Genomic DNA, 14,269 nt, shown 5'->3' with positions numbered 1-14,269 from the left:
GCCGCAGCCTCTCAGCCGTGCGGATGCTCCGTGACCCGCAGGAGCACCACCCGCTCGGGGAACGACCCCGGCAGGTGCAGCCCCGACGTGGCGAGTGCTCGTCCGCTCATCACGACGCCCGCGCCATCGGAGTACCAGGGCGGGTCGGCCCGTCCGGGGTCGGCGGTGCCGACGGTCACCGGCGAGACCCGGTACCGCCTGTCGGGATCGAGACCCGGGATCGTGAACCGGCCCCGCGGCGAGACGACCGACCGTGTGAGGAAGGCGAGGAAGACGAGCGCCTCCGAGCGGTCCGCGGCCACGGCGCCGTAGACCTGGAAGGCGGGATCGATCTCATCCGCGCGCATCATCTCGCCGCGGTGGAGGAGGGCACGGTGCTCCTTGTAGAACCGGATCCACTCGGTGAGGTCGGCGTTCTCCTCCGCCGTGGCCTTCGCGAGGTCCCACTCGATGCCGAAGTGCCCGTACAGTGCCGTACCCGCGCGGAACGACAGGGCGTGCGCCCGACCGGTGGTGTGGTTGACACCGGAACCGATGTGCGAGCCAAGCAGCTCCGCCGGCATGAGCTGCATCGTCCAGCGCATCATCTGCTGACGCTCGAGCGGGTCGATGCAGTCGCTCACCCACACGCGGTCGGTGCGCTCGATCACGCCGAGGTCGACCCGGGCTCCGCCCGACGAGCACGATTCGATCTCGAGGCCCCGGAACCGCCGCTTGAGTTCGTCCATCAGCCGGTATGCCGCGAGGGTCTGCTCGTGCACGCCCGCCCGCCCGTCGGGCGCCGTTCCCGCATCCACGAGGTCGCGGTTGTGGTCCCATTTGATGTAGGAGATGTTGTACTCGGTGAGGATCGCGGTCATGGCGTCGAGCACGTATCGGTACGCGTCCGGGATGCCGAGATTGAGCACCTGCTGGTCGCGGCCCGGCACCGGCACTCGTTCGCCCGTCTGCATCATCCACTCGGGATGCGCCCGCGCGAGCTCGCTGTCCTCGTTGATCATCTCGGGCTCGAACCACAGGCCGAACTGCATCCCGAGCGACGTCACCCGGTCGACGAGCGGATGGAGACCGCGAGGCCAGACGTCCGGGTCGACGGTCCAGTCCCCGAGTCCGCGGTGGTCGTTGCGGCGTCCCGTGAACCAGCCGTCGTCGAGGACGTAGCGCTCGACGCCCAGGGCCGCGGCTCGTTCGGCCAGATCGATGAGGCGGTCGGCGTCGTGATCGAAGTAGACGGCCTCCCAGACGTTCAGCGTGACCGGGCGCGAGGACGCGGGGTGGGTCTCGCGGCTGCGCAGGAACCGGTGGAAGCGGTGCGCCTGGTCGTCGAGACCCTCGCCGAACGCACCGTAGAGCCAGGGCGACCGGTAGCTCTCACCCTCGCCGAGTCGCACCTCGCCGGGAAGCAGCAGCTCGCCACCGCCGATCACCTGCGCGCCGGCCGACAGCCGCTCGGCGTAGTGGCGATGGTTGCCGCTGAAGCCGACGTGGATGCCCCACACGTCGCCCGACCGGAAGCCGAACCCCGGCGTGCCGACGCTCAGCACCGTCGCCGCGTCGGGTCCGGTGCGACCCTTGCGGCCCTCGCGCTCGTGGATGCCGACGACGAGGTCGCGGCGCTGCGGAACACGCTCCCGGCTCCACCGGCCGGAGAAGTCGAGGATCTCGCGGGCCCGCACCGGGATCGGCAGCGCGAGCGTGACGTCGCCGACGGAGTAGGTGCCCGCCGCCGTGTTGCGCAGGGTCGCTCGCGCGCGCAGGAGGCCGCTCGCGAGCAGCTCGATCTCGAGCTGCAGCCCCAACCCGGCGACCTCGTCGGTCGCGTCGACGGTGACGACGGCCGCGCCCGTCTCGACGAGCCGTCCGTCGGTCCGCGTCTGCGCCGGCTCCACGCCCGCGACGGCGATGGCGTCCGCCGCGAACCGGGGCGACCAGGCGGCTCCTTCGCGGTGGCCGACGATGCCCGGCTTGCCCTCCCACCCGGCGTGATGCTCGGGGAGGATGGCGACGCGCACCGGCACGTCGACGACGTTGCCCGGCGTCGGCTCGACGGCGGCGAGCGCGAGCGCCGCGGCGTCCTCTTCGCTCAGCGGGCCGAGCCCGACTCCCCAGTGCAGGATGGCGGGCAGCCGCCCGTGCGTCGCATCGATGACGACGCTGACGCCGGCCGCGGTCAGGTGCAGGTAGGCATCGGTCGGAACGGGGACCGGGGTCGGCGCGCTCTCGGCCATGAGTTCTCCTTGGTCGGGTCGGGTCGTCAGGCGGAAGCCGCCGGTCACGCGGCGGGCCGCGGCGAGCGGAAGCGCAGCGTCACGAGCTCGAACGGTCGGAGGACGAGATCCACGGCACGGTCGGACACCGATGACACGGCCGTTCCCGGCATCGGGCGCTCGAGCAGGTCGGTGGTCTCGACCCCGTCCCAGGCGATCGTCGTGCTCAGCGTAGCGGCGGCCCGATCGCCGTGGGCCTCGTACAGACGCACCACCAGGTCGCCGCTCCCGTCCTCGGCGAGCTTGATCGCCTCGACGACGACGGCGGGGTCCGATACCGCGATCATCGACGGCACCGCGGTGCCATGTGCCGTCCGCGGCGGCAGGCTCTGACGGTAGCCGTCCACGACGGCCTCCGGGATGCCGCCGGGCCGGAGGCTCACGGTGAACGTGTGATGTCCCTGGTCGGCGCCGGGATCGGGGTACTTCGGGGCGCGCAGCAGCGAGAGGCGCGCGACCACCATCGGGGTCCCGGAGGGTGCGTGAAGGGTGCGCATGTCGTGGCCGTAGACGACGTCGTTCGCGATGGCGACGCCCCACGAGGGCTCGCCGATCTGGATCCAGCGGTGGGCGACGGTCTCGAAGCGCGCCGAATCCCACGACGTGTTGCGGTGGATGGCCCGGTGCAGGTGACCGAACTGGATCTCTGACGCCGCACGATCGGCCCGCAGGTCGAGGGGGAAGACGAGCTTCAGCAGCTTCTGCGACTCGTGCCAGTCGATCTCGAACCCGAGGTCGATCCGCCCGTCGCGCACGCGCACCCGCACGTCGATCGCCGAGGCCCCGAACTCGTGCCGGATCGCGACGGCGTCGCCCTCCACCCGCACCGAGACGGGCTCGAGCAGCGCGCGACCCGAGCGCTGATCCTCCTCGTTGATGTCCCAGGCGTCCCATTCGCGCGGGGTGTCGCGCAGCAGATGCAGCACACCGCCCGCCATCCCGTCGGGAAGCACCTCGCGGCCGGCGACGAGGTCGCGGATGGAGACGAACGCGCCGCGACGGTCGACGACCACGCGCAGCGCGTCGTCCGCCACGACGAAGAGGTCGCCATCGACGGCGGGCACGGCGACGCTGGGCTCGACGGCGGGGCCGATCGACATCGCGGCGACACCGTCCTGCGTGTACGGACCGGCGTTCGCGCTCAGCAGGGTGTCACCCTCGCCCGCCAGCACCGCGAGCGACGACGCGATGATGTCCTCGAGGACCGCCGCGACCCGGCCGTACGACGCCTCGGCCTCCTGGTGCACCCACGCGATGGACGTGCCCGGCAGGATGTCGTGGAACTGCAGCAACAGCACCGTGCGCCACGCATCGCGCAGCCGGGCCGCCGGATAATCGGCGCCCCGCAGCACGGCGGCGGTCGCCGCCCACAGCTCGGCCTCACGCAGCAGGGATTCGCTCCGACGGTTACCCCGTTTCGTCTTGTGCTGCGATACGAGCGTGCCTCGGTGCAGCTCGAGATACATCTCGCCGACCCAGACGGGCGGCGCCGTCAGCTCGGCCTCGGCCGCCGCGAAGAACGAATGCGGATCGCCGAGCGTGACGCGCGGCGACCCCTCGAGGTCGCGCTTGCGCGCGGCCTGCGCGAGCATCTCGCGCGTGGGTCCGCCCCCGCCGTCGCCCCAGCCGAAGAGCCCGAGCACTTCGCGGGCCGAGCCCTTCTCGCTGAAGACGCGCTCGGTGCGCGCGAGGTCGTCGGCGCCGAGATCGGAGTTGTAGGTCTCGGCCGGGGGAAGGTGTGTGAACAGGCGCGATCCGTCGATGCCCTCCCAGTGGAAGGTCGAATACGGGATGCGGTTCGTCTCGTTCCACGACGGCTTCTGGGTGACGAAGTAGCGGGCGCCCGCGGCGCGGGCGATCTGCGGAAGCGCCGCGCTGTATCCGAACGAGTCGGGCAGCCACACCTCGTCGCTGTCTACTCCGAACTCGTCGATGAAGAACGCCTTGCCCTGCACGAACTGGCGCACGAGCGCCTCACCGCTCGGCATGTTCGTGTCGGACTCGACCCACATGCCGCCGACCGGGCGGAATCGACCGGTCGCCACCGCCGCGCGCACCCGCTCGAACAGCTCGGGCTGGCTCTCCTTGAGCCAGAGGTACTGCTGAGCGGAGGACGCCGCGAACACGAACTCGGGGTCGCGTTCGATCAGGTCGACGACGTTCGCGAAGGTGCGGGCGACCTTGCGCACGGTCTCGCGCGTCGGCCAGAGCCAGGCCGAGTCGATGTGGGCGTGGCCGACCGCGGTGACCCGCAGGGCGCTGCCGGGCGCCGTCATCGCGAGAGCGGGTGCGAGTGCATCGCGGCCCTGCTGGGCCGTGCCCGTGATGTCGTCGGGGTCCATGACGTCGACCATGCGCTCGAGGGCGTGGACGATGTCGGCCCGGCGCGCGGTGTCGACGGGGAGCGTCGCGACGAGCCCGTCGAGGGCGACGACATCCTGCAGCAGCTCCCACACGACGAGGTCGCGGCGGGCGATCTCGAGCCGGACCAGGCGGTAGTGCGGTTCCGTCCCGGCGGTCGCCCGATCGCCGAGCGTCGTCGGCTCGTACTCGTACGGCACCTGGATCGTCGGGTTCGCCGCCGCTTCGAGCAGGAGCCGGAAGGGTCCGGGCTGCGCCAGCGGGACCCAGGCGTTCCGAGGTTCGATCGCCTTCACGATCGTGCCGTCCGGACGGTAGGCCGTCGCCTCGGCCTGGAAGCCCGGCTGCTCGTCGACGAAGCCGAGGTCGACGAGCAGCTCGACCTCGTCGATCGGCCATTCCGCAGGCACCTCGCCGCGCACGTCGAACCACACGGTGTCCCACGGGCGCCCCCACGGCGTGCCGAGGGAGACCGGTGCGAAATCCTGCTCGATCGCCGTGGCGAACGGCACGGGCTCGCCGTCGACCTGCCACGCACCGATGTCGACCGGTCGCGACTCGCGGTGCACCGCGGGCGCGATGCGGAAACGGGTGAATCGACGCACCCGCTGCATCGCGAGAGTCTCGGCGTCGAGCCGCACACGGCCGTTCGGGTTCTGCTCCTGGGTCATTCCGCGTTCTCTCGCGGCTCGATGAGCTCGCGCGTGTAGTAGTCGACGAGGCCGTCGGGCGAGCCCAGCACCGGGCGGTCGAACTGGCCGGGCAGGTACATCGGTGTGACGAGGTACGACTCGCGCTCGCGCTCGGAGTAGGCCCAGGTCACACCGTTCGCGATGACGCGCTGCACGTCGGGGTGGTGGTAGACGGGGTAGATCTCGTCGCCCGGGCTGAAGTAGAACACCTTGCCGTACCCGCGACGGTAGGTGATGCCGCTGCGGAACACCTCGCCGCCCGAGAAGCTGCTGATGAAGATCAGCTCGTCGGGCTCCGGGATGTCGAAGAACTCGCCGTACATCTCCTGCCCCGGGATCACGAGTGGCTGGGGCACGCCCGCGGCGATGGGATGGCGCGGCGAGACGGTCCACACGAGCTCGCTGTCGGTGTCGTTGCGCCACCGCAGGCTGCAGGTCGTGCCCATCAGCCGGCGGAAGATCTTCGAGTGGTGGCCCGAGTGCAGCACGATGATGCCCATGCCCTCGAGGACGTGCTTCTGGATGCGGTCGACGACGGCGTCGTCCACTTCTTCGTGGGCCGTGTGCCCCCACCACAGCAGCACGTCGGTCTCGGCGAGCAGCTCCTCGGTCATGCCGTGCTCGGGGTCGTCGAGCACACGGGTCGTCACGGTGACCTCGTCGCCGAGCAGCCGCGTGATCCCGCCCGCGATGGTGCTGTGCATCCCCTCGGGGTAGATGCCCCGCACGACCTCGTTGATCTGCTCGTGCCGGTTCTCACCCCAGACGACGACGCGGATGGGCTTCTTCGGTGTGGCGGGCGTGGTCATCGGGCGCCTCCTGACGCGATCGCTGCCCGGGACGAGCCCCAGGCCGGTGTGGTGATGCCGTCGGCGGCGCTGGACCACGAACGCAGCAGCTCGCGGATGTCGTCGCGCTTCTCGTCCGCGATCGCCTGCGCGAGCGACTCCTCGAGCAGCTCCGCGAGGACGACCTTCTCGCCACCGCGGTCGCTGCTGCGGATCGCACCTTCGACCATGGCGAGCGTGAGCACGTTCGTCCGCACCTCGTTCTGCGGCGTGGCGCCGGAGCGCAGCGACGCGACGAACTCCTCGAGGGAGCCCTCGATGCCCTCGCTCCGCTGCACCACGGCGCTCGAGGCGCCCGGGGCGTCGGACTCCACGAAGTGGTCGCCGTCCCAGTGGGCCGCACCCCGCTCGGCGTAGACGTGCCAGTCCCCGTTCCACGAGGTCTGCAGCCCCGGGGTCGCCCGGCTGCCCTGATAGACGAACCGTGCTCCCGACGTCAGCTCGAACGTCGCCGTGGCCGCAGCGTGGCCGGCGAACCAGCTCCACGCGGGGTTCCACGAGTCGCAGCGCACGCTGACCGGCTCGTCGGCGGTGAGGTAGCGCAGCATGTCGAAGTGGTGCACCGACATGTCGACCAGCAGCGGGTGGGCCATCAGCTCGCGGAATCCCGGCTCGTGGTCCTCGTGGAAGAACTGCGCGTGCACGGCTCCCAGCGGGCCGAGGCCCCCGACCACGCCGCGGAATGCGGCCAGGTGGTCGAAGTAGCGACGGGACTGACTCACCATGAGCAGCTGTCCGGTCAGGTCGGCCAGCGCCACCTGTCGCAGCGCCTCGGCGACGGTCGGTGCCAGCGGCTTCTCGCAGAGCACCGGGTATCCGGCACGCATCGCCTCTTCGTTGACCACGCGGTGCGCCTGGGGCACGGTGACGTTGACCACCGCCCGTGCGCCCGATGCCTCCGCGACGTCGCTGAGCGACGACCCGACGACGACGTCCAGGCCGATGCCCGCGACGGTCGTCCGCGCGAGCTCGACGTCGAGGTCGACGACGCCGACCGTCTCGGCGTGGGGCGAGCGCGCCAGCATCCGCAGCCACTCGCCGCCCATCGCCCCGGCGCCGACGACCACCACCGGCACCCGCTCTTTCTCTGACACTCGCGTCATCCCTTCAGCGCTCCACCCAGGCTCGACTTCAACAGGTTCTTGCGCACGAGCATGTAGAGCACGGCGGGAGGAAGGACGTAGACGACCGCACTCGCGGCGAGCAGTCCCCAGTCGACCAGGTTGCGCTCGCTGAACGCCCGGAACAGTCCGATCGCGAGCGGGTAGAGGTCCTGGTTCTGCAGCAGCACGAGCGGCGTGAGGAAGTCGCCCCACGATCCCATGAACATCAGCATCGCCGCGGCTCCGAGACCCGGGCCGATCAGCGGCAGCACGATGCGGCGCGCCGCCTGCAGGCGGGTGTTCCCGTCGGTCCAGGCGGCCTCTTCGAGCTCGATCGGCACCGCATCGATGGTGCCCTTCATCAGCCAGAGCGTGACGGGGAGGCCACTCACCGCCTGGACGATGATGAGGCCGTGCAGGGTGTTGGCGAGCCCGAGGTTCACCATGATGAGGTACAGGGCGACGATCGTCGCCGGCGCCGGGATCACACGGATCAGCAGGATGCTGAACATGAAGAAGCGCCGGCCTGGGAATGAGAAGCGCGAGAGCGCGTACCCGCCCGCGATCCCCAGTGCGAGGTTGAGCGCGGTCGACGAGATCGCGATGACGAGGCTGTTCACCAGCAGCAGCGGCGTACCCGACGCCGTGAAGAAGCGCACGAAGTTCTCGAACGAGAAGGCGGGCAGCTGGACGGTCGCCCCGGCGTCCGCGTCGACCGAGCTGAACACGACCCAGGCGAAGGGGACGAGGCAGAAGAGGGCGAGGAGGACGATCAGCGCGTAACCGATGACGCGCTGGGCGAGGTCGACGGGTCGCAGACGCCGGCGCCGCGCGGTCAGGACGGGGGGAATGGTCGCCGCGGGGCGGCTCTGGATGACGGTCATGTCAAACCTCGATCTTCGCCAGGCGGACGTAGGTGAAGCCCAGCACGACCACGATGACGAGCAGGATGATCGACGCGGCGCTGCCGATGCCGATCTGCGAGAACTGCAGCGCCCGCTCGTAGATGTAGATGGCGGCCAGGCGCGTCTGGCCGCCGGGGCCGCCGCGGGTGAGGAAGTACACGAGCCCGAAGACACCGACGGTGCTGATGGTCGTCAGGAGCAGATAGAGGAACACCGGACCGCGGATGAGCGGCAGTGTGACGTGCCGGAACACCTGCAGGGCGCTCGCCCCGTCGACCCGCGCGGCCTCGATCAGCTCGGCGGGGACGTCTTCGAGTGCAGCCTGGAACATGATCATCGCGAAGGCGAGCCCGCGCCAGATGTTCACGAGGATGATGGCGAGCATCGGCGCCGTCTGGAGCCAGGCGGTCGGCTCGGCGCCGAACAGGCCGGTCAGCCGATTCAAGGTGCCCTCGGTGCTCGTGGCCAGCACGCTCGCCCAGGTGAGCGACGCGACGACCTCGGGCACCACCATCGGCATGAGCAGGGCGGCGCCGAAGAAGCCCTTGCCGCGGATCCACGGCCGGCTGAGCAGGACCGCCGCCACCATGCCGAGCACGGTCTGGCCCACGATCGCCGACCAGAACAGGAACGTGCCCGTCTGCCCGAGGGAACTGAGGAAGTCGGTGCTCGCGAGGAGGTACGTGTAGTTGTCGATGCCGACGAACTTCGGGTCTCGCGCCGCGAACCCCGTGAGCTGCGTGTTCGTCAGGCTCAACCAGATGCCGTACACGGCCGGCAGCACGATGAACAGGACGATGAGCACGGCCGAGGGGCCGAGCAGAAGCAGGACGAGGGGGCCGGTGCGGGCGCGCCGGCGCCGCGGCGCAGGCGGCCGGATGGCCGTCTGCACCGCGGCGGGAACGTCGGCGATCGACGTCATTCCTTCACCAAGGAGGGTCCGAGCAGCTCCGTCGCATCTTTCACGAAGGCGTCGTATGCCTGCTGGCCGTCCGCCGAACCGCTGAGGATCAGCTCCGTCGCCGTGGCGACCGCCTGACCGATCTGGTCGGCGCCGTCGCCCGTCACGACGTACACGCTGTTCGACAGGTCCTCGCCGGCCTGGAGCAGCTGCGGCTCCTGCGAGTACGGCGCCACGTCGTCGAGGTCGTCACGAGCGGCTGCGGCGCCCGAGGCGACGAGCTGCTCGGCGAGGGGCTTGCCGCTCGAGAGGTACTTGATGAACTCGAACGCGGCTTCCTTGTGCTCGGAGTCCTGCGAGATGGCGTAGCCGCCACCGGTGCTGCTCCAGCCGTAGGGCTCGTCGCCGTCGCGCAGGCCCGGCCACTGCCAGGTCGAGACCTTCTCGGTGAGACCGTCGATCGGCGTGGCGCCCTCGGGGCCCCAGTCGAACTTCCAGCCCCACGTGCCCTGCGCAGCCACCTGGATGTCGCCCTCGGGGAACTTGACGTACTTCGTCGGCTCCCACGGGTTGGGGTTCTGCAGGTCCTGGACCGGCATCAGCCCTTCGCTGACGAGATCGGCGTACAGCTCGAAGACGGCCAGCCAGCCGGGGCTCTCGAGGTCCCAGGTGGCCGTCTCGCTGTCGTAGTAGCCGGTGTCGGTGCCGCCCAGCAGGGGCTGGAAGCCCTCTCCCCACGTGCCTCCGCCCCAGGCGGTCCCCGCCGGGATGACGATGGGCGTGTCGCCCGTCGCGTCCTTGACCTCGACGAGGCGATCGATGAGCTCATCCCACGTCTCGGGCTGCGACGTGTCGACGCCGATCTGCTCGAGGATGTCCTTGCGGTAGAAGAGGTTCAGCACGCCGGCCCCGGACGGCAGGCTGTAGATCTGGCCGTCCTGGCGCGTCATGGCCTCCTTGACGGCCGGGTAGTAGTGGCTCCAGCCGTCCCAGTCGTCGAGGAAGGGGTCGAGGGGGGCGAGGTACCCGGCGGACGACCATGCGATGGCCATGTTCTCGCCGATGTCGAGGACGTCGGGGGCCTGGCCCGCGATAAGCTGCTGCGTCAGCTTGGTCTTCAGCTGCTCGTCGGTCAGGAGGTCGGGGATCAGCTCGACCGTGATGTCCTTGCCCTGCTCCTTCATCGCGGCCTCGAAGCCCGGGATCTCCTTCGAGATCGCGTCGATGTTGGTCTGCTTGCTCTCCAGAATGGTGATCGTCACGGGGCCGTCGGTACCGTCACCGCCATTGCCTTCCCCGGCGGAGCAGCCGGTGAGTCCCGCCGCGGTGACCACGGTGGCCGTGAACGCAGCGACGACATACTTGCGCTTCATTGCGATGCCTCTCCTGGACTCACCCCGTCGGCTGCTTTGCCGATCTGTCGGGCCCATCCGTCATGAATGTTAGGACATTCAAAACGAGCTCGTCAATCATTCGGCGAGATTTTGTATTAACATGACATAGGCGAGATTTGTCAGGTCTGCGAGGAGTGCGACGCATGATCGAAGGAGAACGGCCGGTCGTCCTGCCGGCCGAGCAGCTGCTTCAGCCTACGACCGAAGGCTCCCCGTTGTGGATAAGGCTTTCCCGTGGCCTGGAGGGCGCGATCGGCTCGGGGGCGCTGACACCCGGGGCCCGCCTCGAGAACGAGGTGTCGATGAGCGAGAGACTGTCGCTCTCGCGCCCCACCGTCCGCCGCGCGATCCAGGAGCTCGTCGACAAGGGCCTGCTCGTCCGTCGCCGCGGCGTCGGGACGCAGGTCGTCCACGGCTCCGTCGCCCGCCAGATCGATCTGACGAGCCTGCACGACGACCTCGCACGCTCGGGACGCGTCCCGTCCACGCGCGTTCTCGACGTCACCTTCGCCCGCGTCGGCTCCGAGGTCACCGAGCAGCTGGGCCTCGACCCGGCCGCGCGCGTGCTCAAGATCCGGCGTGTCCGGTTCGCCGACGCCGTGCCGATCGCGGTGCTCGAGAACTACCTGCCCGAGGCGTTCGCCGACATCACCGCCGAGAGACTCGCGGACGTCGGGCTCTACCACGAGCTGCGGGATCGAGGCGTGACGCTGCGCGTCGCCCGGCAGCGCATCGGCGCGCGGCGGGCGAGCGTCGACGAGGGGCTGCTGCTCGACATCGGGCGCGGCGCGCCCGTGCTCACCATGGACCGCACCGCCTACGACGCCGACGGCGCCGCGGTCGAATACGGCCACCACTGCTATCGGCCCGATCTCTACGGGTTCGAGATGACCCTCGTCGACCGGTGAGGCCCCCCGTGTCGGCGACTCTCCAGGACGTGGCGGCACTCGCCGGCGTCTCGATCAAGACGGTCTCGAACGTCGTGCGCGACTACCAGCACGTCCGGCCCTCGACGCGCGCGCGGGTGCAGGCGGCGATCGACGAGCTCGGATACGTGCCGCACAGCATCGCGCGGCGTCTCGCGACCGGCAGGACGGGCATGATCGCGTTCGCCCTCCCGGCGATCGAGACCCCGTACTTCGCCGAACTGGCCGCTCTCGTCTCGACCGAGATCGGAGGCTTCGACTATCGCCTGCTGATCGAGCAGACCGCGGGCGGCCTCGACGACGAGCGCGCCGTGCTGCGCGGCCGCGAGCAGGGGCTGATCGACGGCCTCGTCTTCCAGCCCACGGCGCTCGACGCCGACGCCATCGAGCAGCTGCGCGGGTCGACTCCCCTGGTGCTGCTGGGGGAGATCGCTCCCCCGCCGACCGTCGACCACGTCATGGTCGACAACATCGCCGCCGCGCGTGCGGCGACCTTCCACCTGCTGCACTCGGGTCGGAGCCGCATCGCCTTCCTGGGTCATGCGCCGGCTGGAGGCCACGCCACGGCCGGCCTGCGCGCGCGCGGCTACCTCTCGGCGCTCGACGAGCACGGGGTCGATCGCAGCGATGATCTGCTCATCCCCATGGCCGGGTTCGGCGCCTTCGCCGCGGAGGCGGCCGTCGTCGACGCGCTCGAGGCCGGGCTCCGGTTCGACGGGCTCGTATGCTTCGACGACCTCGCGGCGATCGGTGCGATGAAGGCGCTGGCGCGGACGGGGCGCCGGGTGCCCGACGACGTCGGCGTGGTCGGCTGGGACGACATCCTCATGTCGCAGTTCACGAGCCCGGGCCTGACGACCGTGAGGCCCGACAAGTCGGCGCTGACGCGCACGGCGTTCCGCATGCTGCGCGAGCGCATGGAGGGCGCCGACGAGCCCGGTCGCCACGAGGTCGTCGGATTCGACCTCGTGGTCCGCGGCAGCACCGCAAGCTAATTTGCAGCGCTGGAAAAACTAGGCCACAGTGTTCCGCATGGAATCACTGACAGCGCCCGCATCCGACCTCGCGGGCACGTATCCCCGTCCGCAGCTGCGCCGCGAGGACTGGCGCAGTCTCGACGGGGAATGGCGCTTCGCCTACGACGACGACGAGGTGGGCGGCCGCGAGGGATGGTTCCGCACCGGCGACTTCGTGCGGCGCATCGTCGTGCCCTATCCGCCCGAGTCGCCGCTGTCCGGCATCGGCGACACGTCGTACCACCCCGTGGTCTGGTACGCGCGTGAGCTGTCCGCCGCCGAGGTCGCACGCGACGAGGCCGACGCGCGCGTCCTCCTCCACTTCGGGGCCGTCGACTACGAGGCGACCGTGTGGGTCAACGGCAGCGCGGTCGCCAGCCATGCCGGCGGCCACTCGCCCTTCACCGCCGACATCACCGACCACCTCGCGGACGGCGGCGGCGACCTCGTCGTGGTCCGCGCGATCGACCGCCCTCTCGACATCGGCCAGCCGCGCGGCAAGCAGGAGTGGCTCCGCGAACCGCACTCGATCTGGTACCACCGCACGACCGGCATCTGGCAGCCGGTCTGGATCGAGCAGGTGCCCGCGACCCACATCACCGAGCTCGCATGGCGCACGACGCGCGGCACCGACAGCGTCGTGCTCGAGCTCCTGTGCAATCGGCCGCTCGGCGACGACGCCCGCATCGACGTCCGGGTGAGCTACGCGGGCACGCCGCTCGGGCAGGTGTCCGCGGTGTGGCCCGCATCGGGCGCGCCCATCATCGACATCCCCCTGCGTGACCAGCGCAACGGGCAGCACTACGAGAACCTGACCTGGACCCCCGAGAACCCCCGCCTGCTCGACGCCGTCGTGACCGTGACCGACGGGGCCTCGGTGGACACCGTCGCGTCGTACCTCGGCCTCCGCACCGTCGGCACGGCCGCCGGTCGATTCCTGCTGAACGACCGCCCGTACTTCGTCCGGTCGGTGCTCGAGCAGGGCTTCTGGCCCGAGTCTCACCTGGCCGCGCCCAGCGCCGACGCGCTGCGCGCGGAGGTGCAGCTCATCAAGGACATGGGCTTCAACGCGGCCCGCATCCACCAGAAGGCGGAGGATCCCCGCTTCCTGTACTGGGCCGACCGACTGGGTCTGCTGCTGTGGGGCGAGGCCCCGGCCGCCTACGAGTTCACGGTCAGCGCGATGACCGACCTCACGCGCGAGTGGGTCGAGCTCGTGCGACGCGACCGCTCGCATCCGTCGATCGTGACGTGGGTGCCCCTCAACGAGAGCTGGGGCGTGCGCGACATCCTGACGGACGCCCCCCAGCGCGCATTCTCCCGCGGGATCGCCGACCTCACCCGGGCGCTCGACCCGTCGCGCCCCGTGGTCTCGAACGACGGGTGGGAGCACACGCGGTCCGACATCCTCACCGTCCACGACTACGACGGCGACCCCGAGACCTTCGCTCGGCGCTACGCCGACCGGGCGGCGCTCGCGGCGCTCTTCTCGGGCTACGGCCCCTCGCACCGGATGATGATGGCCGAAGGCGAGGCCGACACGGCGGAGGTCCCCGTCATGGTGAGCGAGTTCGGCGGCATCAAATACGAGTCGACGACCTCGGAGCCGGCGTGGGGCTACTCGACGAGTGCGACGACGGAGGAGCTCGAGACCCACCTGCGGGGACTCTTCGGCGCCCTGCTCGACAGCACCGTGCTCGCCGGCTTCTGCTACACCCAGATCACCGACACGATGCAGGAGGCGAACGGCCTCGCCTTCGAGAACCGGGTGCCGAAGCTCCCCATCGAGGTGCTCCGGTCGATCATCTCCGGCGAGTCGCGCTCGAAGCCCTGAGCCCGCACAGAGCCGGGCCCCC

At 70.3% G+C, this 14,269-nt stretch carries 10 protein-coding genes; 3 read left to right on the top strand and 7 right to left on the bottom strand.

From position 1 onward, the window contains the following. Positions 1-11 precede the first annotated feature (11 nt). Genes BLT21_RS09450 through BLT21_RS09420 form a run of 7 tightly spaced genes read right to left on the bottom strand, consistent with a single transcriptional unit; the run spans position 12 to position 10,450 of the window. Entirely contained in the window at positions 12-2,228 is a 2,217-nt protein-coding gene (locus BLT21_RS09450) for an alpha-galactosidase (RefSeq protein WP_091501386.1), read from the bottom strand. A gap of 44 nt (positions 2,229-2,272) precedes the next feature. After that, positions 2,273-5,299: an alpha-mannosidase gene (locus BLT21_RS09445; RefSeq protein ID WP_091501384.1), complete on the bottom strand. Its 3,027-nt coding sequence runs from the start codon at positions 5,297-5,299 to the stop codon at positions 2,273-2,275. Beyond that, positions 5,296-6,129, bottom strand: coding sequence for a ThuA domain-containing protein (locus tag BLT21_RS09440; protein WP_091501383.1), 834 nt, complete (start codon positions 6,127-6,129; stop codon positions 5,296-5,298). The genes BLT21_RS09445 and BLT21_RS09440 overlap by 4 nt, the downstream gene beginning before the upstream one ends. Then, positions 6,126-7,262 (bottom strand): Gfo/Idh/MocA family protein, encoded by a 1,137-nt coding sequence (locus BLT21_RS09435; protein ID WP_256336010.1) that lies wholly within the window; start codon positions 7,260-7,262, stop codon positions 6,126-6,128. Before BLT21_RS09435 ends, BLT21_RS09440 begins: the two co-directional genes overlap by 4 nt. A 5-nt stretch (positions 7,263-7,267) precedes the next feature. Further along, on the bottom strand, positions 7,268-8,155 hold the full coding sequence (locus tag BLT21_RS09430) for a carbohydrate ABC transporter permease (RefSeq protein ID WP_091501380.1): 888 nt from the start codon (positions 8,153-8,155) through the stop codon (positions 7,268-7,270). Between the two features lies 1 nt (position 8,156). After that, positions 8,157-9,098, bottom strand: a complete 942-nt coding sequence (locus BLT21_RS09425) for a carbohydrate ABC transporter permease (RefSeq protein WP_091501378.1) — start codon at positions 9,096-9,098, stop codon at positions 8,157-8,159. Next, complete coding sequence (locus tag BLT21_RS09420; RefSeq protein ID WP_091501375.1) at positions 9,095-10,450, bottom strand: ABC transporter substrate-binding protein; 1,356 nt, start codon at positions 10,448-10,450, stop codon at positions 9,095-9,097. Before BLT21_RS09420 ends, BLT21_RS09425 begins: the two co-directional genes overlap by 4 nt. Positions 10,451-10,614: 164 nt before the next feature. Here BLT21_RS09420 and BLT21_RS09415 point away from each other — a divergent pair, with 164 nt between their 5' ends. From BLT21_RS09415 to BLT21_RS09405, 3 genes are read left to right on the top strand one after another with little or no spacing between them, the layout of a single operon-like run. Continuing rightward, positions 10,615-11,379, top strand: coding sequence for a GntR family transcriptional regulator (locus BLT21_RS09415; RefSeq protein ID WP_091501373.1), 765 nt, complete (start codon positions 10,615-10,617; stop codon positions 11,377-11,379). A gap of 8 nt (positions 11,380-11,387) precedes the next feature. After that, positions 11,388-12,392: a LacI family DNA-binding transcriptional regulator gene (locus BLT21_RS09410; protein ID WP_091501370.1), complete on the top strand. Its 1,005-nt coding sequence runs from the start codon at positions 11,388-11,390 to the stop codon at positions 12,390-12,392. A gap of 37 nt (positions 12,393-12,429) precedes the next feature. Next, positions 12,430-14,247: a glycoside hydrolase family 2 protein gene (locus tag BLT21_RS09405; protein ID WP_091501368.1), complete on the top strand. Its 1,818-nt coding sequence runs from the start codon at positions 12,430-12,432 to the stop codon at positions 14,245-14,247. Positions 14,248-14,269 lie beyond the last annotated feature (22 nt).

Origin of the sequence: Microbacterium sp. cf332 (assembly GCF_900102175.1) — a bacterium.
Classification (GTDB): Bacteria; Actinomycetota; Actinomycetes; order Actinomycetales; family Microbacteriaceae; genus Microbacterium.
This window is presented reverse-complemented; position numbering and strand designations above follow the sequence as displayed.

Coding starts and splice junctions, on each gene's coding strand:
- BLT21_RS09430 (WP_091501380.1), bottom strand. CDS start 8,155: ATGACCGTCATCCAGAGCCGCCCCGCGGCGACCATTCCCCCCGTCCTG.
- BLT21_RS09440 (WP_091501383.1), bottom strand. CDS start 6,129: ATGACCACGCCCGCCACACCGAAGAAGCCCATCCGCGTCGTCGTCTGG.
- BLT21_RS09405 (WP_091501368.1), top strand. CDS start 12,430: ATGGAATCACTGACAGCGCCCGCATCCGACCTCGCGGGCACGTATCCC.
- BLT21_RS09450 (WP_091501386.1), bottom strand. CDS start 2,228: ATGGCCGAGAGCGCGCCGACCCCGGTCCCCGTTCCGACCGATGCCTAC.
- BLT21_RS09425 (WP_091501378.1), bottom strand. CDS start 9,098: ATGACGTCGATCGCCGACGTTCCCGCCGCGGTGCAGACGGCCATCCGG.
- BLT21_RS09415 (WP_091501373.1), top strand. CDS start 10,615: ATGATCGAAGGAGAACGGCCGGTCGTCCTGCCGGCCGAGCAGCTGCTT.
- BLT21_RS09420 (WP_091501375.1), bottom strand. CDS start 10,450: ATGAAGCGCAAGTATGTCGTCGCTGCGTTCACGGCCACCGTGGTCACC.
- BLT21_RS09445 (WP_091501384.1), bottom strand. CDS start 5,299: ATGACCCAGGAGCAGAACCCGAACGGCCGTGTGCGGCTCGACGCCGAG.